Source organism: Nannocystis pusilla, from assembly GCF_026626665.1.
GTDB lineage: Bacteria > Myxococcota_A > Polyangia > Nannocystales > Nannocystaceae > Nannocystis > Nannocystis pusilla.
In genome coordinates this window covers 8,446,021-8,467,260 of record NZ_JAPNKE010000002.1, presented here as the reverse complement: position 1 = coordinate 8,467,260, position 21,240 = coordinate 8,446,021, and the positions used below count along the sequence as shown (strand labels likewise).

Below are 21,240 nucleotides of genomic sequence, written 5' to 3'. Positions count from 1 at the left end.
GATATCGTTAGAAGAACCGGATCTCCGTGAGGCTCGTTCTCATTGGTGAATCAGTCGAGTTCGAGCATGGTGGATCACAGATATTTTCTGTAATCGGAGAGATCTCGGAGATCTCCTCAGCTATTTTAACCTAGCCAGAAGCCCCGCAGCAAGGGGCAATTTCGCATCGAATGCACGGCCAAACACCGGGCACCGTGATGTGAAATACAGAAAAATCGCCGCCATGAACAGGTGCGAATTCTGACCTTCCGCAGCTGCGGAGGTTCAGGCTCCTCGGCATCTTCCGAGGATGCATCGCCGACGGGCACCTACGCGGCCTCAGGAACGAAGTCGTCGGCGAACGTCGAGGTGACCCACGGGTTGCGTGGTATGCGGGCTTCGTCGGCCTCACCGTTCACTGCGGCGGCGGTGAGCGAGGGCTCGGGACCGCGGACGTGATCACACCCGGGGATTGACGTATCGTGCCACCATCGCCCTGTTCGGGGGTGTTCGCACCGTGCCCTCGTCGGTCCGCACCATGGAGCTCGAACCCGAGACGAAAGTGTTGCCTCGCGGCAACGCCGACGTCGCGCCGCCGCCACCCGGCGACGGTTCGCTGCACGCGCTGCAGCGGATCGGCCGCTACGAGGTCGTGCAGCGGCTGGGGCACGGCGGCATGGCGACCGTGTACCTCGGACGCGCCACGGGCTCCGCAGGTTTCGAACGCGTGGTCGCCATCAAGGTGATTCACCAGCACCTCGCCGCGGAGCCCGAGTTCGTCGGGATGTTCCTCGACGAGGCCAAGATCGCGGCGCGGATCCACAGCCCGCACGTGGCCGGCATCCTCGACCTCGGCGAGGACTCCGGCTTTACTTCATGGTCCTCGAGTACATCGACGGCGAGACGCTGTCGGCGCTGCTGCGCCAGCTGCGTCCGGCCGACGAGCGGCTGCCGCTGGCGGTGGCCCTGCAGGTCCTCGCCGACGCGTGCGAGGGCCTGGTCGCGGTCCACGGCCTGCGCGACCCCGACGGCCGGCCCTACGGGCTCGTCCACCGCGACATGTCGCCGCAGAACCTGATGGTCAACTTCGACGGCTGGACCAAGATCGTCGACTTCGGCCTGGTCAAGGCGACCGGCCTGCGCAACAGCAACCACACCGGCCATCTGCGCGGCAAGCTGGCGTACATGGCGCCCGAGCAGGCCCGCGGCAAGCCGCTGTCGGCCGGCACCGACCTGTTCGCGCTCGGCGTGATCTTCTGGGAGATGCTGACGGGCCGGCGGCTGTTCGCCGGCGAAGGCGACGCCGAGACGCTCGAGAACGTGATGCGCTGCGAGGTGCCGCCGCTGCGCGAGTTCCGGCCCGACCTGCCGCCCGGGGTCGAGGCGCTGCTGCGCCGCGCGCTGGCGCCGACGCCCGAGGAGCGCTACGCGAGCGCCGAGGCGATGCTGGCCGACATCCGCGCGCTGCTGCGCGAGTGCGGCGACACCAGCGAGCCGCGGCGAGCCCTGGGGGCGATCATGCGGCACCACTTCGCGGAGCAGGCGAAGTACCGCATGGCGGCGATCCGCGGCGCCTCGCGCGGCGAGCTGCGCGGACGGTCGGCCCACATCGGCTCGGCGCCGCTGCCGGCCGCCGAGCTGTCGCCGCCGCCCGCCGCCGCCGACGAGCAGACCCAGACGCGCGTGCTGGCCGAGCCGCGCGGGGCCGTACCTGTCCCGGACGACATGTCCTCGCCGACAGATCGGCTGGCGGTCGTGCCGACGCGGCGGCCGTGGCTGCTGTGGCTGTCGCTGCCGCTGGTGGGCGCGGGCGTGGCGGCGGTGCTGCTGCTGTTCGTGTTGCCGCGCCAGAGTCCGCCGCAGCCCGAGCCGAAGGCCGCGCCGGCGCCGACGGTGCCGCAGCCGCAGGCCCAGCCGCCGCGGCCGGCGACGGTGGTGTGGTTCTTCCAGACGGACCCGGTCGGGGCGACGGTGACGATCGACAAGGGCCCCGAGTCGGTGCTCGCCGCGCTGGCGCCGCAGATCGAGGGGCAGGTGACGCCGCTGCGCCTCGTGGTGCCCTACGACGATCAGGTGCAGCTGCAGCTGACCGTGACGCACGAGGGCTACAAGCCGAGCAAGCGCAGCCTGATCCCGATGGACAACCAGAACTTCATCGTCGAGCTGCAGCCCGAGACGCCGACGCCGGTGCCGGCGATCACGCCGGTGACGAACACGCTGGCGAGCCCGAAGAAGAAGCCGCCGAGCGCGAAGAACCCGGCCGGCGCGACCGCGCCGACGCCCGCGAGCAAGAGTGAGAAGGGCGAGGAGAGCGAGCTCAAGGACGAGCCGATCTTCAGCCCCGTCAAGGGTGGCGGATGAGGCGCGGCCCGTCGCGATGGCGCGGAGCCGTGGCCGTGCTCTGCGCCGCGGAGCTGACCTTCGCGCCGGTCATCGCGCGCGCGCAGGAGCCGGTCGCTCCGACGGCGTCGTCTGCTTCGTCGGGGGAGTCGGTCGCGCCGGCATCGCCTTCGGAGGGGTCTTCGCCGGCTCCGTCGCCCTCTTCGGAGAACGAGGCGCCGGGCTCGCCGGAGGCGGCGGCGCCGGTGCCCGACCAGGCGGCCGCGCTGGTGTACTTCCGCGAGGGCAAGCAGCACTACAGCGAGCGCCGCTACGCCGAGGCCGCGCAGGCGTTCGACCGCTCGCTGGCGGCGGCGTGGTCGATCAACGCGGCCTACAACAAGGCGCTGTCGCTCGACCGCGCGAGCGACCTGGTCGCCGCGCTGCAGGCGTACCGCGACTACCTCGAGCACGCCGAGACGCAGGATCAACACCGCGTCACCGCGCTCGAGCGCAGCGAGCAGCTGCGGCAGCGGCTCGGCGAGGTGCTGCTGCAGGTCGACAGTCCGGAGGCGATCCGAGAGATCCGCATCAACGGCGACGCGGTCGACAAGGACGCGTTCCCGCGGCTCACGCTCCCCGGTCCGCTCGACGTCGAGTTCGTCGGCGAGGCGCCCGGGCAGCGCAAGCACGTGCGCGCCGACGTGCGCGCCGGCGGGACGGTGACGATCGTGTTCCCGGGGTTCGTGCGGCCCGAGGTGCGGCCGCCTCCCGCGGTCAAGCCGCCCGCGGGGCCGCTCGTCCCGGAGGAGTCGCGGCGCCTCAAGGGGCTGCGGGCGGGCTTCTGGACCACGACGTCGCTGGCGCTCGCGGGCGGGGTGACGGTGGCGATCCTCGGCTCGCGCGTGCTCGTGGCCCGCGACCGCGCCCACGCCGGGTGCGACGGCCTGTGCGAGGAGGGCGAGAAGCAGGGGCTCTATCGCACGTTCTTCGCGCTGCAGGACGCGACCAACGTGGCGATCGCGGTGTCGGCCGCGGTCGGGGTGGCCGCGCTGGCGCTGGGCATCGCCCTGGGCCGCGAGCGTGCGCGCCGGCCGGTGGCGACGCGGGCCGGTTTGCGCTGGCTCGGCTCCACCGTCGAGCTCACGTTCTGAGGCGCTTGCACCGGCGCGCCCGGGCTGCCATGACTCACCCCATGCAAGAGCTCCGGTGGCCGACCTATGCCCTCCGCGACCTCGTCCTCGAGGAAGCGGTGCCCGACGAGCGCGGCTCGCTGCGCGTGCGCGACAGCGCCGGTCGCGTCTACCTCGACGCGGTGAACGGCGTCGGCTGTGCGCCGCTCGGGCACGCGCACCCGCGGTGGGTCGCGGCCTTGACGGCGCAGATGCAGCGGCTGAGCGCGGCCGCCAACTCGTTCAGCACCGAGCCGCAGCGGCGCTTCGCGGCGGAGATCGTCGCGCGCATGCCGGTGCCCGACGCGCGGGCGTTCATCGCCACCACCGGCACCGAGACCACCGAGGCGGCGATCAAGGTCGCGCTGCGGGCGACCGGGCGCAACACCATCGTCGCGTTCGAGCGGGCCTTCCACGGCCGCTCGCTCGGGGCGCTGGCCTGCACCGCCAACACCGCCTACCGCCACCCGTACGTGCGCTGCCTCGGCGAGAGCGAGCCCGCCGAGCCGTTCGCCACCGCGCGGGTGCTGCGGCTGCCGTTCGGCGACCTCGACGCGCTGCGCAGGACCTTCGCCGAGCACGGCGCCGCGATCGCGGCGGTGTTCCTCGAGCCGATCCAGGGCGAGGCCGGCGTCTACCCGGCCACGCGCGAGTTCCTGGTCGGACTGCACGGCCTGTGCCGCGAGCACGGCGCGCTGGTCGGCGCCGACGAGGTCCAGTGCGGCTTCGGGCGCACCGGCTCGTGGTCGGCGTGGGCGCACATCGTCGGCGACGACCCGGCGCTGGCGCCCGACTTGATGTGGATCGCCAAGGCCCTCGGCGGCGGGTTCCCGATCGGCGTGTGCCTCGCCCGCGGCGACCTGGCGCAGGCGATGGGCAAGGGCACCCACGGCACCACCTTCGGCGGCAACCCGCTCGCCTGCGCCGCGGGGCTCGCCAGCATCGACATCCTCGAGCGCGACGGCCTGCTCGCCGCCGCGGGGGCGCAGCTGCCGACGCTGCAGGCGATAGCGCGCGAGGAGCCGTGCGCGCGGGTCCAGGAGATCCGCGGCCACGGGGCGCTGATCGGCGTGCAGGTCGGCAAGCCGGCGGAGCAGCTCGGCGCCGCCGTCGGCGACCGCATGATGCGCGACCACGGCGTCCTCGTCACCGTCTGCGGCGGTCACACGATCCGCCTGCTGCTGCCCTACCGCGCGGGCCCCGACGAGCTGCGCGAGGTGTGGCGCGCGATCAGCCGCTCGCTCGAGTCCGAGGCAACATGACCTTCAAGCAATGTTCTAAAGTACATGTCCTGATGGCCATCTCACTGCTCGCGCCCGCGCTCGGGTGCAAGCGCGAGGCCAGCGAGGCCCCCGAGTCGACGGCGGCGCCGGAGACCGAGGCGCCCGCGCCGGAGACCGAGGCGCCCGCGAGCGAGACGCCCGAGGCGCCGGCGAGCGACACGCCGGCGCCGGCTGTCGGCACGCCGCCGAACGAGGTCGTGGCCGCCAGCGAGCCGGCGCCGACCGCCGAGCCGACGCCCGCGAGCGGCGAGCCCAAGCCCGCGGCCGCGAGCGCCCTGCCGGCGCCGCTGCACGCCAAGGTCGACGAGTCGTGCGGGCGCGACGCCGGCGTCGGCACCAACGCGCTGCCGTTCGCGCTCAAGACGCCCGAGGGCAAGGACATCAGCATGGCGAGCCTGCGCGGCAAGGTCGTGCTGCTCAACTTCTGGGGCACGTGGTGTAAGCCGTGCCTCAAGGAGCTGCCCGAGTTCGACCGCCTCGTCCGTCACTACAAGAAGAGCGGCGCGGTGCTGGTCGCCATCGCCACCGACACCGAGCCGGAGAAGGTGCTCGAGTTCGCCAAGGAGCGGAAGATCTCCGCCAAGCTGGCGCTCGGCGGCGAAGACCTGGCCAAGCAGTACGACAGCCCCAACTTCCCGTTCTCGTTCGTGATCGACGACACGGGCAAGATCCGCGGCTCGTACCGCAGCTACAAGCCGGAGTGCATCGGGCGGATCGAGCAAGACATCCGCACGAGCCTCGAGCAGAAGAAGCGGTAGCGCCTTCGCTGGGGGGCGCTGCCCTGGCGGCGGATCGGTGCGCGCGTCAGGCCGTCTCGACGCGCAGGGCCGCGGCGACGATGAAGGCCGGCGGGTTGCTGCCGTCGTGCGCGCGGAGCACGAACACGTGCGCGTCGGCGATCGGTCCCGACGAGAGCGACGGCAGAAGATTGGCGACGTCACCGTCGAACAGTTGCAGCGTCATACCCCACTCGAGGCGGAGCGGCATCTGCACGTACGACGGCTCGACGAAGCACAGCCTGCCGAAGGCCGGCAGCGCGGGCGGTGGCCCCTCGCAGTGATGGACCTCGAGGACGAGGAGGTCGCCGTCGACCGCGACCACGCGCGGCGCGGCCAGCGGGTGCGTCTCCAGCAGAGCGTTCGCGGCCGCCAGAGATTCTGTGAGCTGCGCCGGGCGCATGCGGACGATGGTCGCGCCCGCGTCGGGCTCACGAGTACTCGACGACTCGCTTCTTGCGCAGCTCGACGATCAGCTTGGTGAGGGCGAGGTCGTCCTGCGGGTACGAGTCGAGGATGAATGACCAGCTCCGGCCCTCGGCGAGGTCTTGCACGACGTCGAGCTGCTCGGGCGGCAGGGTGTGCCAGCGGACGGGCGACGGCTGGACCAGCGACACCTCCACGCCGTAGGTCGGCACGGGTGTCTTTTCGGCCAGGTGGAGGATCTCGTCCTGCTGGCGCGCCGACTCCATCAGGATGTGTTCGATGGCGCTGCGGATCTCCTGCGCCGGCGCCTGCTCGGGGGCGGCGTTCTCGAGCGCGAACGTGCCGCGCTTCCACGCCAGCATGCGCATCAGCGCCTTCTCGGGCAGCAGCGCCGCGGCGCTCTTGTCGATCGTCGCCGAGAACGCGTAGCCGTCGCGGAGGTAGACGCGGCCGGTCTGAACGGTGTCGAGGTTGCGGACGTTGAGCGTGCCGGTCTTGCGGCTCGCCGCCAGCCACTGCAGCACGTCGACCAGCGGGATCTCCTCGATGCTGCCGGTCATCGAGCGGTTGGAGAAGTCGACCGTGGTCGGCGCGCGGTGCTTCTTCTCGCCGGCGCGGGGGGCGGCGCCCACCTGGCTCGGCTTGGCGACGACCACGCTCATGAGGCTGCCGCCGATCGAGATCCGGTCGCCGGCGCGCAGGCAGTGGCGCTGGATGAGGTTGCCGTTGACGTGGACCCCGTTGCGCGAGCCGAGATCGCGGACCCATACGCGCTGACGCTCGGCGAAGAAGCGGGCGTGCTTGCGGCTCACGGCGTCGTCGGCGAGCACGAGGTCCGATTCGCTGCTGCGGCCGACGATGTAGTGGTCCTTGTCGGCGTCGAGGGGAAACTCTTCGCCCTTGTACTTGCCCGTCAGGAACTTGAGGACGTGAATTTCCGCACTCATGAGCGCACCCTCGAGCATAGGTTTGGAGCCACACCCACGTCAACGCTGTGCGGTGGCGGATGAGGGGAAGCAGGACGCGGGGTCGGGGGCGCAGGACCCGTGACGGCGCACACGGCTCGCTGTCGGCACGATACGTTTCGCGCGGCGCTGCCGCGACCGTGGGCGGTGATGGCGCCCCTTCGTGGCCCGGCCTGCCAATAAACGCTAGGCTAGGCGTCAACCTCGACATCTTCGCCGAGGTGGAGTCACGGTCATGAACAAGCGTCCCTGGATCGGCCCCGTGAGCGCACTGGCGCTCGTGCTTTCGTTCGCTGGCGGTTGCACGCGGAACGTCGGGGCCGGAGCGGTCCATCCGGACGAGATCCCGCGCTCGGTAGCGGCCTCGCCGGCGGCCTACGAGACGGTGTACGTGCAGAGCCAGGCCTACGCCACGCCGACGGGGGCGCCGCAGGCCAACGGTTACGCGATCCCGGGCGAGGCGCCGGTCGATCCGGCGGCGCAGACCGAGGCGAACATCGAGAACCCGCCGGGGCTCGTCGGCACCGAGACGCTCAGCGACGGGCAGCAGGTCAAGGTCGTGACGTACGTGCACACGTACCCCGAGGCGATCGAGACCTACCCGCGCGTGTGGTGGTCCAATCGTTGGTACTACAACATCAACGGCAACTTCGTTTACTACAGCCCCTACTACAACAACTGGGTGTACTACTGGGGCCCGCCGTCGCCGCTGGTGTACGCGTGGAACTACTACTACCCGTGGGTGCCGTATTCGTACGGCTGGGGCTTCTACGGCAACGGCTGGTACTGGGGCGGCCCGGGCTACTGGGGCTACCACGCGTGGGGCATGCCGCCGTCGTACTATTACAACTACTACCCGCAAGACCCGGGCTCGGTGCGGCACACCACCCCGAGCCAGGGCGGGCCCACGGGCAGCACGCGGCACACGATGAACGCGTCGCAGGGCGGCCCGACCGGGACGCCGGGGAATCAGGGCTTCGGCGACAAGCTCGGCCGGCCGAACGGCAACAACGGCGGCCTGGGCCCGTCGGGGCGGCCGAACGACCTGGCCGCCGGTCCGCAGGGCGGTGGTCTGGGCGCCAGCGGGCCGCGTGGGCTCGCGGCGGCGCCCGAGGGCGGGCGCGGCGGCCTCGGCCCGGGCGGTCAGGCGGCGGGTCCGTCGAACCTCGCGGCTCCGAGTTCGCGCCCGACGCATTCGCCTCAGGGGCCGGGTGCGTGGACCTCGAGCGGCACGCGCACGGTCGCGGGCGCGAGCGCCAGCTATCCGAGCATGCCGCTGTCGGGCGGCGCGCGGCCGGGCGGCGAGGCGAGCGGCGGCGGTCGCGGTTACATGGCCCCGGGGGCAGGTAATCTGTCGGCCGGCAGCTCAAGACCGCGGGTGGCATGAGCGCCACGTACCGCCCGACCTACGCGCCTCCCGGAGGCAGCGGCGGCGGCGAGCGGGGCACGATGGCGGCCGGGGCCGCGCGGCCGAGCAGCGGCGGCGGGTTCGCGTCGTCGCAGGCGACCTACGTGCCGGCGACCTCGGGCTCGCGCGGCGGTCCGCGCAGCGCGACCAGCTCGTTCGGCGACGGCGGCGGCTGGGGCGGCTCGCGGGGCACCGGTCCGAGCTACAGCGGTGGAGGCTTCAGCGGCGGCAGCCAGGGCGGCTTCAGCAGCGGCGGTTCGAGCGGCGGAGGCTTCAGCGGCGGCGGCGGCAGCTTCGGCGGCAGCCGGGGCGGCTTCAGCAGCGGCGGAGGCGGCGGCTTCGGTGGTGGTGGCGGAGGCGGCGGCTTCGGCGGCGGGGGCGGCGGAGGCTTCAGCGGCGGCGGCGGGGGCGGCGGCGGAGGCGGTCGCGGAGGCGGCGGAGGCTTCAGCGGGGGCGGCGGTCGCGGCCGCTGAGCTCGAGCACCTGGCTCTCATCCGGGGGCGCACGAGCATGGCCGTGCGCCTCTGGCCGATCTGACGACCGAACTGCGTCAGCAAGAGCCGGCGTCGCAAGGATATGTCTTGAAGGACAGATAATCTGTCTCAAGGGGCATGTCGACTTGAGCTCGCGGGTTTGCTCCGCTAAGACAACGGGGTGTTGACCATCGAGCCCGTCCCGTGCCTGCGCGACAACTACGCCTACTTGCTGCGCGATCCGGGCACGGGCGACGTCTGGCTCGTCGATCCTTCGGAGGCGGACCCGCCGGCGCGGGCGATCGCGGCGGTGGGCGGGCGGCTGCGGGGGATCCTCGCCACCCATCATCACCACGATCACGTCGGCGGCATCGACGAGCTCGTCGGTGAAGACGGGGACGTGTGGGTCGCCGGGCACGCCAGCGATCGCGGGCGGATCCCCCGGCAGACCGAGTTCGTCGAGGCTGGCACCGACGCGTGGCAGGACACCGGCCTCGTGCTCGCGGGGCGGCGATTGCTGGGGCTGCACATCCCCGGGCACACGCGAGGGGCGATCGCCTGGCGGCTGGTCGGCGAGAGCGGTGAGCCCGACGACGTGTTCACCGGCGACACCTTGTTCGCCGCCGGTTGTGGTCGGCTGTTCGAGGGGACTCCCGCGCAGATGCACATGAGCCTGCAGCAGCTCACGGCGTTGCCTCCGTCGACGCAGCTGTGGTTCGGCCACGAGTACACGGCGGCGAACCTGCGCTTCGCCGCGGCGGTCGAGCCCGACAACCGGGCGGTCGCCGAGCGAGCCGACGGATTGCCGGGCCGCACGACGCCGACCACCGTGGCCGACGAGCGGGCCACCAACCCGTTCGTCCGCGCGGACTCGGTCGAGGAGCTGGCGGCGCGCCGGCGGGCCAAGGACGAGTTCCGCGGCTGAGGCTGCTTCAGGCGACACGCGGGCTTCGAGACGATCCCGAGCGCCTGGAATCTCTCGCAAGCCGGAGCTCAGCTCGCCGCGACTCGACGCAGACCCAATAAAAGCGCCCCGAGCACCCGTTCTCTCGCTACCGTTGCTACCTTCCGGTCCTGGCGGGGTTTACGAGAGAGCCGTCGCTCGGGGCATAAGTGCCGGTTGTTGAGGCCGGTGCGGAGAGGGAGGGATTCGAACCCTCGGTGGGTTGCCCCACACAAGATTTCCAATCTTGCACCTTAGACCACTCGGACACCTCTCCGGGTGTTCTGGTTTGCTGGGCTGTGGGGCGTCGTCTCGGAGAAAAGTTTGCGGAGAGGGTGGGATTCGAACCCACGGTGACTTTCGCCACACCAGATTTCGAGTCTGGCACCTTCGACCACTCGGACACCTCTCCAGGTGGCGGGGCGCGGACATTACCAGAAATTCTAAAAGGGTCCAGCTCTCGAGCGCCGCGAGCGGGCGGCTTTGAGGGACCTGGGACGAGGTCGGGCGTGAGGAACGGCGCACACCGGGGGGCCGGCGCCCGGGCGAGGACCACGCACACTCCAGACCGGCCATGAACCGCCTCGCGCAATCCAAGAGCCCCTACCTCCGGCAGCACGCGGAAAACCCGGTCGACTGGTACCCCTGGGGCGATGAGGCGCTCGAGCGCGCTCGCCGCGAGGACAAGCCGATCTTGCTGTCGGTCGGCTACAGCGCCTGCCACTGGTGCCACGTCATGGCCCACGAGTCCTTCGAGGACGCGGACACCGCGGCGCTGATGAACACCCACTTCATCAACATCAAGGTCGACCGCGAGGAGCGGCCCGACATCGACGAGATCTACCAAAAGGTCGTGCTGCTGATGGGCCAGGGCGGCGGCTGGCCGCTGACCGTGTTCCTGACCCCCGACCACCGCCCGTTCTACGGCGGCACCTACTTCCCGCCGGTCCCCAGCTACGGCCGCCCCAGCTTCCGCCAGCTGCTGCTCGCGCTCACCGACCTGTGGAAGAACCGCCGCGACGACGTGGAGGGCCAGGCCGAGCAGCTGCTCGAGGGCATCCGCGAGCTCGCCGCCGGCGGGCAGGACGGCGAGGGCGCGATCGTCGGGCCCGAGCCGCTGGCGACCGCCGCGCGCGACCTGCTCGCCCGCCTCGACCCGGAGTGGGGCGGGTTCGGCCGCCAGCCCAAGTTCCCCAACGCCACCTGTCTCGAAGTTCTCATGCTTCAGAACAGGGTCGATGGGACAGGTTCGGACGAGCTGCTGCTGACGCTCGAGAAGATGTGGCGCGGAGGGATCTACGACCACCTCCGCGGCGGTTTCGCCCGCTACGCCGTCGACCGCGTGTGGCTGGTGCCGCACTTCGAGAAGATGCTCTACGACAACGCCCTGCTGCTCGGGCTGTACGCCGACGCCAGCCTGCGCTGGCCGGAGCACGGGTTCTTGCGCCGGGTCGTGCGCGAGACGGTCGCCTACCTCGAGGCCGACATGCGCGGGCCGGCGGGCACCTTCTACGCCGCGACCGACGCCGACAGCGAGGGCGTCGAGGGCAAGTACTTCTGCTGGACGCCCGCCCAGCTCGAGCAGGTGCTCGGCAGCCGCGACGACGCGGCCTTCTTCGCCGCGGTCTACGGCGTCGACCCGCGCGGCAACTTCGAGCACGGCATGTCGATCCTCCACTTCGCCCAGCCGCCGGCGCAGATCGCCCAGGCCCTCGGCATGACCGAGGCCGCGCTCGAGGCCCGCCTCGCGCCGCTGCGCGCCCGGCTGCTGGAGGCCCGCTACCAGCGCATCCCGCCGCTGCGTGACGACAAGATCCTCACCTCCTGGAACGGCCTCCTGATCTCCGGCCTCGCCCGCGCCGCCGCGTCCGCCGAGCAGTGGGGCGAGCCGGAGCTGCAGGCGCGGTGCCTCGCGCTGGCGACCGCGGCCGCGCGCCGGCTGCTCGACGCCCACGTCGGTGCCCACGGCGAGGTCATGCGCGTCGACTTCGACGGCGTCGTGCACACGCGCGGCTACCTCGAGGACGTGGCGTTCTTGGCCCGCGCCTGCCTCGACCTCCACGAGGCCACGCTCGAGCTCGCGTGGCAGGACGCCGCGGCCAAGCTGGCCCGCTACGCGCTGGCGCACCACGCGGTGGCCGGGGGCGTCGGCTTCTACGTCACCGCCGACGACGCCGAGCGGCTGATCGAGCGCACCGAGTCGCAGCACGACTCGGCGATCCCGAGCGGCCTCGGGGTGTTGGTCGAGGTGCTCCTGCGGCTCGACCTGGCCGGCGTCGCTCCGGCGGGGGCGCGCGCGGCCGCGGAGGCGTGCCTGCAACGGCAGGGCGCGGCGATCCGCCAGCCCTTCGCGTTCGCCAGCCTCATCGCCGCCGCGCAGTTCGCGGCGCCCGAGGCGGCCCACGTCACCCTGCGCGGCGCCTCGACCGAGGCCGTCGCCGAGCTCGCGCGCACCGTCGCCGCGGCCCGCCCGGGCATGCGCGCGCGCCTGGCCGTGAGCTTCGAGGCAGCCGAGGGTCCGCGGGCGGCGCTGGTCTGCCGGGCCCAGGTCTGCAGCACCCCGATCCACGCTCCCGACGCGCTGCGGGCGGCGCTGCAGGGCGGGGCTTCGCGGTAGACTCGGGCGGCGCGACTTATGCCCTACGTCGAGTACGCCTGCGAAGGCCGCCTGCTGTTCCGCACCGAGACCACCGAGGACGTGCAATTCGTCCCGCGGATCCACGAGGTCGTGGTCATCGACGACGTGCCGTACCAGGTCGTCGACGTCGAGTACTGGGCCCGCCGCCTCGGCTCGACCGACCGCCGCCTGGTCTGCCCCACCGTCTACGTCGTGCCGATCGCCGGCGTCGAGTGGGAGCAGCGGCTCGAGCGTCGGGTGCCGCGCAGCAAAGACGGCAAGCCGCCCACGCGCTACTGACTTCTTTTAAAAAAATGTCCCCACGGGCATGCCCGATTGAGCATGTCCTGCGAGGCATGTCCTCGAACATGCCCTGCAGAACATGCACTTTTTTACGGAGTCCCCGGGGGACGAAGCGCGAAAGTAGCGGAGGAGGAGGATTCGAACCCTCGGTGCCCTTGCGGACACGGCGGATTTCAAGTCCGCTGCCTTAGACCGCTCGGCCACTCCTCCGGCGGGGTGGCGAGTATCGACAAGCCGGGCCCGCGCGTAAAGGGCTCAAGGTGTGCGCACCAGGCGGGCCAGCGCGCGCTCCGCCTCACGTCGGCCGGGCGCGGCCGCGGGCGCCAGGCGCAGGAATTCCTCGTACGCAGTGCGGCTGGTAGCCACGTCCCCGTGGGCCTCGGCCGCGCGCGCCAGCCACAGGTGGGCGTCGGGCAGCCAGGGGGTCCCCGGCGCGGCGCCGCGGACCGCCCGGCCGAGGCTGACGGCGGCCTCGGCGTCGAGTTGCAGGTCGTGTTCGCAGCGGCCGAGCCAGTAGTGGGCCTCGGTGAGGCCCGGGGCCAGCGCCACGGCGCGCTGCAGCTGCCGGCGGGCCTCCTCGAAGTTGCCGCGCTCGAACTGCGCCTGGCCGAGGGCCACGAACGCGGCCGGGAACGCGTCCGTCGCCCGCGTGACCGCGCTGAGCTCGGTCACGGCCTCCTGGGCGCGCCCGAGCAGCAGCAGCGCGCGGCCGTACAGGTAGCCGGCCTCGTGGAGCGTCGGCGCGAGCTGATGCGCGCGGCGGTAGGCCGGCAGCGCGTCCTGGAGGCGACCCCGCGCTCGGCGATCTTGCCCGCCACGAGCTCGACGTCGGCCTGCGGCTGGGGCGGCCGACTGAGCCGCAGCTCGCCCTGCGCCAGCCCCGGTTCGCCGCGCTCCAGCAGCACCTTGGCTTTCAGCAGGTGCCCTTCCCACGAGTCGGGCGAGCGGAGCAAGATCTGGTCCGTCAGCGACTCCGCCGCCTCGACCGCCGCCTGGGCCAGGCGCAGGCGCGCGATCGCCAGCACCACCTCGTCCGGCGCCCGCACGTCGCTGAGGTGCGGCTGCACCAACGCCTCCAGCGCCCGCAGGTCACCTGACCGAATGTACAGGCGACTCAGCGGCCCGAGCAGCCCCGCGAACCCCCCGGTGCGCTCGTGGACCGCCAGCAGGTCGACCCGGCCGGCGTCGCTGCGCGGCGTGTCGATCACCAGCACCCCGCGCCGCAGCTGCGCCGCGTTGTCGTCGCAGTCGCGCGCCAGCGCCGTGTCCAGGACCTCCACCGCGGCGTCGCGCCGGCCCATCTCGACCAGCACGTTGGCATGCGCCAGCGCCAGCGCCCGCAGATCGGCGCGCGCTCTCGGTCGGGTCGCGACTGCGTCGCTCCTCCAGATCCTCGAGCAGCAACAGGGCGTCGGCGTTGGGCCGCAGACGGGCGTACTCGACCGCCGCGCGGACGTGATCGGCCTTGGCGGCATCCTTGAAATGATCGGCCGCCTCGTCGCCGTGGCCGGTGAGCAGGGCCAGGCGCCCGCGCAGGAACGTCGACTCGATCAGCGTCGGCGTCTCGGCCGCGAGCTTCTCGATCGCCTTCAGGGCCGCGCTCTCGTTGCTCGCGCGCAGCGCCAGCTCGGCCTGGAGGATCTGCGCCGCGAGGTCGTCCGGCGCCTCGCGCAGCCGCGCCGTCAGACCTTGTTGCGCGCGCGCCAGCTCGTCCGCCTCGATCAGCACCCGCAGCGATCCGTGCACCACCTCCGGGTCGCGCGGCGCCAGCTTGATCGCCTCGTCGGCCAGGTACACGCTGCGCGACACCTCGACCGACGCCGCCGCGACCCGGGCGTGGCGCACCAGCACCCGCGCCTGGTGCATGTCGCTCACCCCCGGCTCGCGCACCTGCGCCTCGAGCCGCTTGCGCGCCTCCGCCAGCCGCCCGCGGGCGATCAGCGCGTCGACCAGCAGGAGCTCGAGCGCCGGCCGATGCGGCTGACGATCGGCCGCGTCGCGCAGCGCGTCGAGCGTCGCCCGGCGGTCCTTCGCCAGCTCGGTCGCGAACATCAGCCATCGCGCCGCTTGATCACCTGGCCGTAAGGACATGGCCTCCGAGGCATAGTCTGCCGCGGCCGCGTGGTTGCCGGCGGCCAGCGCCAGCAGCCCGCGGTACAGCGGCACCCCCGGCTCGGCGGCCGTCGCCAGCAGCCTCTGCGCCAGCGCCGGGTCGCCGTCGGCGATCGCGGCGAGGGCCCGGATCCGCGCCGCACGGAGGTCGTCGCGGGGGAAGTTCGCGGTCAGCCACGACTTCGCCTGGGCCGCGCGCACCGGATCGGGCCCGTAGCGCAGGTGGATCCGCAGCGCCGCCTCGGCGCGTCCCAGCGGGTCCTCGGTCTGCTCCGCGACCGCCATCGCCGCCAGGTAGCTCTCCATCGTGTCGTCGTCGAACAGCGCCGCCAGCCGCTCGTCACGCTCGCGGATCGCGGCCGGGTCGGACAGCACCTTCGCCGCGTACGACCCGACCACCAGCGACACTTCCTGCGCGCGGCCGTAGCCGTAGTAGAACCCGAAGCTCGCCACCAGCGCCGCGAACAGCCCGACCAGGCCCGCGTAGGCCAGCGCTCCCGGCTCCGGCGTCGTCGGCGTCAGCACCACCGTCGCCCGCCGCGACTGCAGCTGCGGCCGCGGCGGGGGCAGCGGCGCGTCGGGTTGCGTCGGCAGCTCGCGCGTCTCGGCCTTGATGTCCGCGAGGTCGACATCGACGTCGTCCGACCGCGACACCGCGCGCGAGGTGATCTGCGACATCTCGCTGAGGTGCGGCAGGTCCAGCTCGGCGCTGTTCTCGAGGTCGCGGCTGTCGATCACGGCCGGCACCCGCGGCGGCACCGTGATCCGCGGCAGCGTGAACGGTCGCGTCGTCGACACCGGCGCGGGCAGGTCGTCTTCGCCGCTGCCGGCCTCGGGCAGCGGCGAAGACGTCGGCGGACTCGCGGCGTCGCTGCGCTCGCTCGGGGCCGATCGCCGACCAGCGTCGGCGGCACGAAGAACCCCTCCAGCGTCGTGTTCGCGGGCGTCTTGCGGATGCTGCCGATCGGCGTGCCGGGCAGCGGCAGCGAGGTCAGCCGCGGCAGGATCACGCGCCCTGGCTCCTCGGGCGGCGCTTGCGTCGGCGTCCCGCATCCGGGCAGCGCTCGAACGTCATCCCCGCCTCGAACACGAACGCGCACTTGCGGCACGCGGGCGAGTTCGGCGGCGTGGCGGGCGAATCGACCATGAACGACGGCGCGCAGGATAACACGCCGCCTCGGGCCCGAAGCCCACCTGCCGACCGCCGAGGTCGGCGCCGCGCGCTAGCGAGACTTGATTCACGACGTGAACCTTTCCTCGTCTGCGAGCGCGCGCGACCTACCTCCGCAGTCGCGCCGAGCCCAGGATCTCGCGCTCACCGCCTCCCGGGGCCTTCGCGTAATCGCAGCCTCCCCTGCCTCCGCCCCAAGGCCTCGCGCTCATCGCCTTCCCGGGACCTTCGCGCCTTCGCGGCCTCCCTCCGCAACCGCCCCAGGGCCTCGCGCTCGCCGCCCGCCAACGCCTTCGAGTGCCGGCCTGCCGGGCTTGCCGGATCGCCAGCCGCCCGCGCCTGCAGTAGGCTCCGCGCGATGCTCCTGCGCGATCCCGTGCATGGCCTGATCTCCTTCAGCGGCGCCACCGCCCGTCTCGTCACGCGGCTGCTCGACTGCGCCGAGGTCCAGCGGCTGCGACGGATCCGCGCTCTCGGCCTCGCTGCGCTCGCCTTCCCCGGCGGCGAGCACTCGCGCTTCGCCCACGCCGTCGGCGCCATGCACGTCATGCAGCGCTACCTCGATCGCGTCCGCACCCTCGCGCAGGAGCTCCCGCCGCACGATCGCATCGACGATCACTGGGCCCACGTCGCCCTCGCCGCCGCGTTGCTGCACGACCTCGGGCACGGCCCGCTCAGCCACACCTTCGAGGCCGTGCTCCCCGGCGCCCCGCGCCACGAGGTGTGGACCTCGCACATCTTGCTCGACCCCGACACGCAGGTGCACCGCGTGCTCGCCGAGCTCGACCCGACCGCGCCGGCGCTCGTCGAGCGGCTGATCCACGGCCAGGGCCCGATCGGTCACCTCGCGCGCGCCGTCTCCGGCACCTTCGACGTCGACCGCTGCGACTATCTCATGCGCGACAGCTACATGACCGGCGTGCGCTACGGCCTGCTCGACGTCGACTGGCTGCTCGCCTCGCTGCGGCTCTACGTCCCCGAGGGTTCGACCTCCGCGCGGCTCGCCGTCGACGGTGAGAAGGGCCTCACCGCGGTCGAGGGCTTCTTCCTCGCCCGCCTTTACATGTACCGCCAGGTCTACCTGCACAAGGCTGCGCGCGCCGCCGAGATGATGATCCGCGCCCTGTTCCGCCGCCTGTGCGAGCTCGGCCCCGAGCCCGGCACGCCGCCTGTCCTCGAGGACCTGTTGCGCGGACGCCCCGTCCACGTCCACGACTACCTCCGCCTCGACGACCACGCCCTCGCCGAGGCGCTCGCCGCTTACACCCGCAGCGCCGACCCCGTCTTGCGCGACCTCGCCGACGGCCTCGTCGGCCGGCGCCTTTTCAAGACGCTGCGGCTCGGCCCGCAGGTCGACTCCGCCGCCGCCGAGGTCCGCCTCGCCGAGGTGCTCGCCGCCGAGGGCGTCGCGCCCGCCTACCTCGGCGCCATCGACCGCGTCGAGATCGACGCCTACACCGACGACGAGGCGCTCATGGTCCTGCGCGGCGGCGGCCGCGTCCAGCGCCTCCTCGACGCCTCCCCGCTGCTCCGCGGCCTCGCCCGCGAGCGCTTCGTCCACCACCGCGCCGTCTTCCCGCCCGCCTTGCGCGCCCGCGTTTCGGCTGCCCTCGCGGACATGACCTGAAACACCTGTCCTTTCAAGCCTTGCCTCTCGAGCATGTCCCATCCACCATGACTCCTCGGACATTGCCTAGCGACCCTGTCCCCGGCGACCGGACCTATCAGACATTGCCTTTTGAACCTGTCCACAACGACCTTTGCTATCTCGCTCGAGCGGCGCTTGCTCGATCAGCCTGGTCTCGCCTCCGCGACCGCAGCACCCCGACCCTCGAACCCGACCTGACCTCGCCCCATGTCCTCGCGTAAGAGCTCACGCCCGCGCTGCCCCGTCTGCGGCCTCCACCTCGAGCGGTGCCTGTGCGCCGAGCTGCCGGTGCTCGACCTGCCGACCCGCTTCGTCCTCGTGCAGCACAACCGCGAGCGCCACAAACCGACCAGCACCGGCCGCGCCGCGGCGGCCGTCCTGCGCGCGCCGATCCTCCACTACGGCGCCCAGGACGTGGCCATGGAGACCGGCCCGCTCACCGAGCCCGACCTCGACTACGTGGTCCTCTTTCCTTCCGAGGACGCCCAGGTCGCCGGCCCCGAGCTGCTGCAGACCGCCCCGGGCCGCCGGCGCTGCGTCGTCATCCTCGACGGCACCTGGCACCAGTGCTCGCGCATGGCCCGGCGCGCCGCCCACATCGCCGATTTTTCAAAGTGTCCCTTCCGCCAGGTGGCCCCTCGCGCTGGGGCATCCGCCACGCCCCGCGCCCCGAGGCCGTCTGCACCTTCGAGGCCGCCACCCGCCTCGTCGAGGTCCTCCACGGCCCCGACGTCGCCCGCCCGATGGAGGCTTTCTTCCTCGAGCTGACCGCCCGCATGCACGCCCAGCGCGGCTCCCTCCCGCCCGGCCACGACGACGACGAGGACTGACCGCCAGCATCACCGTGCTCGCAGCTCTCCGTCGGGCCTGCGCACGAAGTCGTCGCCGACCGCCCGCTTCACCACCCCGCTGCGCGCCTGCTGCGGCAGCCGGGCCAGGTACACCCCCGAGCGTTCGCCGTCGGACACCGAGTACGTGATGAGCCCCTCGTCTTCGAACCAGTTCGTTGCGAGCGAGAGGCCAGCCACGTGGTCGTCGACGCGCCGTTCCTCCCCGCTCGACGCGTCGTTCACCACCAGCATCCCGAGCCAGTCCTCGCCGACGTCCACCGGCCCCACGCTCCGCCCGTCGGGCAGCGGTCGCGTCAGCCGGCTCCCGCGCGGCGCGATCTGCTCGGCCTCGCCGTCGAACGACACGCGCCACAGCGGCCCCTCGTCGCGCATGTCGCCGTCCACGCAGCACTGCTTCGTCGTCTCGAACAACACGAGCCCGTCTGCCTCGAACCACGCCAGATCGGCCGGCCGCTCGAACAGCCGCTTCTTCGTCCCCGCCTGCAGGTCGAACAGCTCGAAGAAGTTCTCGAACATCGACCCGCCGAGCCAGCGCCCGTCCTCCAGCCTCCCGTTGAAGAACAGGTCTCTCGGCACCTCCATCGACTGCAGCCCCGGCAAGAAGAACAGCTTCTTCTGCGACGACGATTCGAACTCGAGCTGCACCATGCCCGCCTGCGTGTAGCCGAGCGCGAGCGCGGTGTATTGCAGCGCCGTCTCGCCCAGGAGCTCGTCCTGCCCGTCGGGTAGCTCGCGCAGGAAGACCTTGCCCTCGAGCGCGCGCTCACCCTCGCGGGTCACCGTCATGTCCTGCCACATTACATAGTTGCCGTCGCGCGACGCCTCGATCTCTCGCACGCCCGTCTGCAGCGTCGTCGCCGAGCGGTCGGCCAGGTCGACGCGGACCAGCGCGTCCTCGGCGTCGATCGCCAGCACCGAGTCGGTGAACGCGCGGATCGAGTTGGCGATGATGTTCGAGCCGCCGCGCCCGGTCGAGGTGATCCGCACCGGGTCGAGCAAGGTCACCGGCTCCGAGGTTTGCGTCCGCGGATCGTCCGGGTACGGGCTGAGCATCAGCGCGCCGAAGTCTTCGTCGCCGCGGACGACGCTGACGAGCCCGTGGTCCGTCCAGCGCAGCGCGCAGCCGTACCTCTCCACGTCGCCCTTGAACACGAGGTGCGGCGCGCGCTCGCCGGCCGGATCGATCTCGAAGATCTCGCCGGTCGCCATCTTGCACCCCAACAGGACGTCCGGCCATCGATCGATCGTGAAGACCTGATCGAGATCGTCGGCCAGCTGCATCGGCGATTCACCGCACAGCCCCGTCGACCAGATCTCCGAATCGATCACGTCCGGGAACGGCCCCGCCCCGTCATCCGTGGCGCGGTCGACCACGAAGACCCGCCGGTCGCCGATGCGCAGCGTCGAGCGCGACAGCTGTTGGTCCGGATCGATCTCGAGGACGCGGAACGGCCCCTTCTCGCCGCATACCTCTTCGAGCTCTTCCTGCGCGATCGGATCGGGCCCACACGCCATGCCCAGCACGATCGCGCCGATACACCCCGTCGTCACTCCGATACACCGCATCATCATCGCCCCCAGATATAGCGCGGCCCCGTGCCCCGCGCTCATGGTTTTCGCGCCGCGCAGCCGACGTCAACGATAGATGCGCGTCTCGTCTTCGTGCAGCGTCAGGTACGTGAACACCGTCCAGTCGGCCGCCACCAGCCCCGTGACCACGCGGCAAGCGACCACGGTCCCGGTCAGCGCGCGCGTCGGCCGGACCGACGGTGACATCTCGAGCACGCGCGGCGAGCTCGGCCCCAGGTGGTCCCGGGCCTCGCGCTTGAACAACCACTCCGGCGCGTACTCGATTCCCGTGTCGAGGTCGCGGATCAGCGGCATGTCGAGCTGCTCGCTGTACTCCACGCTGAAGAAGCCCGTGTCGCGCTCGAAGAACTGCAGCTCCACCCGGTGGCCGACGGGGATCGGCGCGGCGTGGTGGAATACGTAGACGACGGGCTCGGTCCCCATCCTGCGATCCTCTTATCAGAGCCGCGGCGCCGCGTCGACGAGCGCCCGGGTGGCCGCGTGCCGCGGCTCGGCCAGCACCGTCGCCACCGGCCCCGCCTCGACCGGGCGGCCGTCCGCGAGCACCAGCACCCGATCCACCGTGCCTGGCAGAAAGGACAGGTCGTGGCTGATCATCATCAGCCCGATCCCCGCCGCTCGCAGCGAGCGCAGCAGGTCGACGATCGTCCAGGCGACCGGCCGGTCGAGCGCGCTCGTGACCTCGTCGACGATCAGCAGCTCCGGCTCCGCGGCCAGCGCCCGCGCGATCGCGGCCCGCTGCCGCTGCCCGCCGCTCAGCGCTCCGGGCAGCCGATCCAGCAGCACGGGATCCAGCGCCACGCGCTCCAGCAGCGCCGCCAGCCGCGGGTCGTCGCGCGTGAACCGGTCGCGCCCCGCCAGCAGCCGCGCCTCCGCGATGCTGTGCCGCACGGTCAGGTGCGGATCCATCGCCGTCGCCGCGTCCTGCCACACGAGCTGCACCCGCGCCCGCAGCTCCGCCCACGCCGATCGCGGCGCCCCGATCAGCTCGCGCCCGTTCATCCGCAACGACCCCGCGAGCTCCGGCTCGAGCCCGACCAGCGCGCGCGCCAGGGTCGACTTCCCCGAACCCGAGCGACCGATCACCCCCAGCCCCGCGCCCCGCTCGAGCTCGAGGTCGACCCCACAGAGCCGCACCCCGACCGTCAACCCGCGCCCCAAGAGCATGTCTTTAAAACATGCCCTGAAAGACCTGGCGCTTGCG

At 72.1% G+C, this 21,240-nt stretch carries 18 protein-coding genes, 3 tRNA genes, 1 other RNA gene and 1 pseudogene; 11 read left to right on the top strand and 12 right to left on the bottom strand.

The genetic code is table 11. The features are described 5' to 3' along the window. The first annotated feature begins 855 nt into the window (after nucleotides 1-855). From OV079_RS37380 to OV079_RS37365, 4 genes are all read left to right on the top strand, one after another. A complete protein-coding gene (locus tag OV079_RS37380) occupies nucleotides 856-2,340 on the top strand; it encodes a serine/threonine protein kinase (protein WP_267774388.1) in 1,485 nt (494 codons plus the stop codon). A 224-nt stretch (nucleotides 2,341-2,564) separates the two neighbouring features. Then, on the top strand, nucleotides 2,565-3,452 hold the full coding sequence (locus OV079_RS37375; protein ID WP_267774387.1) for a tetratricopeptide repeat protein: 888 nt from the start codon (nucleotides 2,565-2,567) through the stop codon (nucleotides 3,450-3,452). Nucleotides 3,453-3,493: 41 nt separating this feature from the next. Further along, entirely contained in the window at nucleotides 3,494-4,732 is a 1,239-nt protein-coding gene (locus tag OV079_RS37370; protein ID WP_267774385.1) for an aspartate aminotransferase family protein, read from the top strand. Then, the gene (locus OV079_RS37365; protein ID WP_267774384.1) at nucleotides 4,729-5,511 is read left to right on the top strand and encodes a TlpA disulfide reductase family protein; all 783 of its coding nucleotides are present in this window, start codon (nucleotides 4,729-4,731) and stop codon (nucleotides 5,509-5,511) included. The genes OV079_RS37370 and OV079_RS37365 overlap by 4 nt, the downstream gene beginning before the upstream one ends. Before the next feature lie 46 nt (nucleotides 5,512-5,557). Here OV079_RS37365 and OV079_RS37360 read toward each other — a convergent pair whose 3' ends face one another. Both OV079_RS37360 and OV079_RS37355 read right to left on the bottom strand, forming a co-directional pair. After that, nucleotides 5,558-5,932, bottom strand: coding sequence for a hypothetical protein (locus OV079_RS37360; protein WP_267774382.1), 375 nt, complete (start codon nucleotides 5,930-5,932; stop codon nucleotides 5,558-5,560). Nucleotides 5,933-5,960: 28 nt separating this feature from the next. After that, complete coding sequence (locus tag OV079_RS37355; RefSeq protein ID WP_267774380.1) at nucleotides 5,961-6,902, bottom strand: DUF4388 domain-containing protein; 942 nt, start codon at nucleotides 6,900-6,902, stop codon at nucleotides 5,961-5,963. 253 nt (nucleotides 6,903-7,155) lie between these two features. On the opposite strand from OV079_RS37355, the gene OV079_RS37350 reads away from it, so the two are divergent. The 3 genes from OV079_RS37350 (at nucleotide 7,156) to gloB (ending at nucleotide 9,726) form a co-directional block, all read left to right on the top strand. Further along, nucleotides 7,156-8,307: a hypothetical protein gene (locus OV079_RS37350; protein ID WP_267774378.1), complete on the top strand. Its 1,152-nt coding sequence runs from the start codon at nucleotides 7,156-7,158 to the stop codon at nucleotides 8,305-8,307. Continuing rightward, nucleotides 8,304-8,801 carry a hypothetical protein gene (locus OV079_RS37345; RefSeq protein ID WP_267774376.1) on the top strand — a complete coding sequence of 166 codons (498 nt, stop codon included), beginning with the start codon at nucleotides 8,304-8,306 and terminating at the stop codon, nucleotides 8,799-8,801. The genes OV079_RS37350 and OV079_RS37345 overlap by 4 nt, the downstream gene beginning before the upstream one ends. 181 nt (nucleotides 8,802-8,982) lie before the next feature. Then, nucleotides 8,983-9,726: a hydroxyacylglutathione hydrolase gene (gene gloB, locus OV079_RS37340; RefSeq protein WP_267774375.1), complete on the top strand. Its 744-nt coding sequence runs from the start codon at nucleotides 8,983-8,985 to the stop codon at nucleotides 9,724-9,726. 94 nt (nucleotides 9,727-9,820) lie between these two features. On the opposite strand, the gene ffs is transcribed toward gloB, so the two are convergent. The 3 genes from ffs to OV079_RS37325 form a co-directional block, all read right to left on the bottom strand. Then, nucleotides 9,821-9,916, bottom strand: an RNA gene (gene ffs / locus OV079_RS37335) — signal recognition particle sRNA small type. A 20-nt stretch (nucleotides 9,917-9,936) separates the two neighbouring features. Further along, nucleotides 9,937-10,021, bottom strand: a tRNA-Ser gene (locus OV079_RS37330). Between the two features lie 50 nt (nucleotides 10,022-10,071). Then, nucleotides 10,072-10,156, bottom strand: a tRNA-Ser gene (locus OV079_RS37325). A 162-nt stretch (nucleotides 10,157-10,318) separates the two neighbouring features. On the opposite strand from OV079_RS37325, the gene OV079_RS37320 reads away from it, so the two are divergent. Beyond that, a complete protein-coding gene (locus OV079_RS37320) occupies nucleotides 10,319-12,361 on the top strand; it encodes a thioredoxin domain-containing protein (protein WP_267774374.1) in 2,043 nt (680 codons plus the stop codon). An 18-nt stretch (nucleotides 12,362-12,379) separates the two neighbouring features. Further along, complete coding sequence (locus OV079_RS37315; protein WP_267706490.1) at nucleotides 12,380-12,661, top strand: hypothetical protein; 282 nt, start codon at nucleotides 12,380-12,382, stop codon at nucleotides 12,659-12,661. A 127-nt stretch (nucleotides 12,662-12,788) separates the two neighbouring features. Here the strand turns inward: OV079_RS37315 and OV079_RS37310 are convergent. From OV079_RS37310 to OV079_RS59245, 4 genes and pseudogenes are all read right to left on the bottom strand, one after another. Further along, a tRNA-Ser gene (locus tag OV079_RS37310) sits at nucleotides 12,789-12,874 on the bottom strand. Between the two features lie 45 nt (nucleotides 12,875-12,919). Next, nucleotides 12,920-13,438, bottom strand: coding sequence for a tetratricopeptide repeat protein (locus OV079_RS37305; RefSeq protein ID WP_420829568.1), 519 nt, complete (start codon nucleotides 13,436-13,438; stop codon nucleotides 12,920-12,922). After that, nucleotides 13,333-13,731 (bottom strand): hypothetical protein, encoded by a 399-nt coding sequence (locus OV079_RS37300; RefSeq protein ID WP_267774371.1) that lies wholly within the window; start codon nucleotides 13,729-13,731, stop codon nucleotides 13,333-13,335. The genes OV079_RS37305 and OV079_RS37300 overlap by 106 nt, the downstream gene beginning before the upstream one ends. 153 nt (nucleotides 13,732-13,884) lie before the next feature. Next, nucleotides 13,885-13,965, bottom strand: a pseudogene (locus OV079_RS59245) (hypothetical protein); the annotation flags it as partial. A 2,340-nt stretch (nucleotides 13,966-16,305) separates the two neighbouring features. Here OV079_RS59245 and OV079_RS37290 point away from each other — a divergent pair. Together OV079_RS37290 and OV079_RS37285 are read left to right on the top strand one after the other, a co-directional pair. After that, nucleotides 16,306-17,574 (top strand): HD domain-containing protein, encoded by a 1,269-nt coding sequence (locus OV079_RS37290; RefSeq protein ID WP_267774367.1) that lies wholly within the window; start codon nucleotides 16,306-16,308, stop codon nucleotides 17,572-17,574. Nucleotides 17,575-17,802: 228 nt separating this feature from the next. Further along, the gene (locus OV079_RS37285) at nucleotides 17,803-18,363 is read left to right on the top strand and encodes a DTW domain-containing protein (protein WP_267774365.1); all 561 of its coding nucleotides are present in this window, start codon (nucleotides 17,803-17,805) and stop codon (nucleotides 18,361-18,363) included. A gap of 71 nt (nucleotides 18,364-18,434) precedes the next feature. On the opposite strand, the gene OV079_RS37280 is transcribed toward OV079_RS37285, so the two are convergent. The 3 genes from OV079_RS37280 to OV079_RS37270 form a co-directional block, all read right to left on the bottom strand. Continuing rightward, entirely contained in the window at nucleotides 18,435-20,018 is a 1,584-nt protein-coding gene (locus OV079_RS37280) for a hypothetical protein (protein WP_267774364.1), read from the bottom strand. Nucleotides 20,019-20,081: 63 nt separating this feature from the next. After that, nucleotides 20,082-20,459, bottom strand: coding sequence for a hypothetical protein (locus OV079_RS37275; protein WP_267774362.1), 378 nt, complete (start codon nucleotides 20,457-20,459; stop codon nucleotides 20,082-20,084). Nucleotides 20,460-20,474: 15 nt separating this feature from the next. Next, on the bottom strand, nucleotides 20,475-21,203 hold the full coding sequence (locus tag OV079_RS37270) for an ATP-binding cassette domain-containing protein (RefSeq protein ID WP_267774360.1): 729 nt from the start codon (nucleotides 21,201-21,203) through the stop codon (nucleotides 20,475-20,477). Between the last annotated feature and the right edge of the window lie 37 nt (nucleotides 21,204-21,240).

Bases quoted from the DNA above. Each gene is read 5' to 3' on its own strand.
- OV079_RS37380 (WP_267774388.1), top strand. From the start codon at position 856: ATGGTCCTCGAGTACATCGACGGCGAGACGCTGTCGGCGCTGCTGCGC.
- OV079_RS37370 (WP_267774385.1), top strand. From the start codon at position 3,494: ATGCAAGAGCTCCGGTGGCCGACCTATGCCCTCCGCGACCTCGTCCTC.
- OV079_RS37365 (WP_267774384.1), top strand. From the start codon at position 4,729: ATGACCTTCAAGCAATGTTCTAAAGTACATGTCCTGATGGCCATCTCA.
- OV079_RS37360 (WP_267774382.1), bottom strand. From the start codon at position 5,932: ATGCGCCCGGCGCAGCTCACAGAATCTCTGGCGGCCGCGAACGCTCTG.
- OV079_RS37355 (WP_267774380.1), bottom strand. From the start codon at position 6,902: ATGAGTGCGGAAATTCACGTCCTCAAGTTCCTGACGGGCAAGTACAAG.
- OV079_RS37350 (WP_267774378.1), top strand. From the start codon at position 7,156: ATGAACAAGCGTCCCTGGATCGGCCCCGTGAGCGCACTGGCGCTCGTG.
- OV079_RS37345 (WP_267774376.1), top strand. From the start codon at position 8,304: ATGAGCGCCACGTACCGCCCGACCTACGCGCCTCCCGGAGGCAGCGGC.
- OV079_RS37320 (WP_267774374.1), top strand. From the start codon at position 10,319: ATGAACCGCCTCGCGCAATCCAAGAGCCCCTACCTCCGGCAGCACGCG.
- OV079_RS37315 (WP_267706490.1), top strand. From the start codon at position 12,380: ATGCCCTACGTCGAGTACGCCTGCGAAGGCCGCCTGCTGTTCCGCACC.
- OV079_RS37290 (WP_267774367.1), top strand. From the start codon at position 16,306: ATGCTCCTGCGCGATCCCGTGCATGGCCTGATCTCCTTCAGCGGCGCC.
- OV079_RS37285 (WP_267774365.1), top strand. From the start codon at position 17,803: ATGTCCTCGCGTAAGAGCTCACGCCCGCGCTGCCCCGTCTGCGGCCTC.
- OV079_RS37280 (WP_267774364.1), bottom strand. From the start codon at position 20,018: ATGATGATGCGGTGTATCGGAGTGACGACGGGGTGTATCGGCGCGATC.
- OV079_RS37275 (WP_267774362.1), bottom strand. From the start codon at position 20,459: ATGGGGACCGAGCCCGTCGTCTACGTATTCCACCACGCCGCGCCGATC.
- OV079_RS37270 (WP_267774360.1), bottom strand. From the start codon at position 21,203: ATGCTCTTGGGGCGCGGGTTGACGGTCGGGGTGCGGCTCTGTGGGGTC.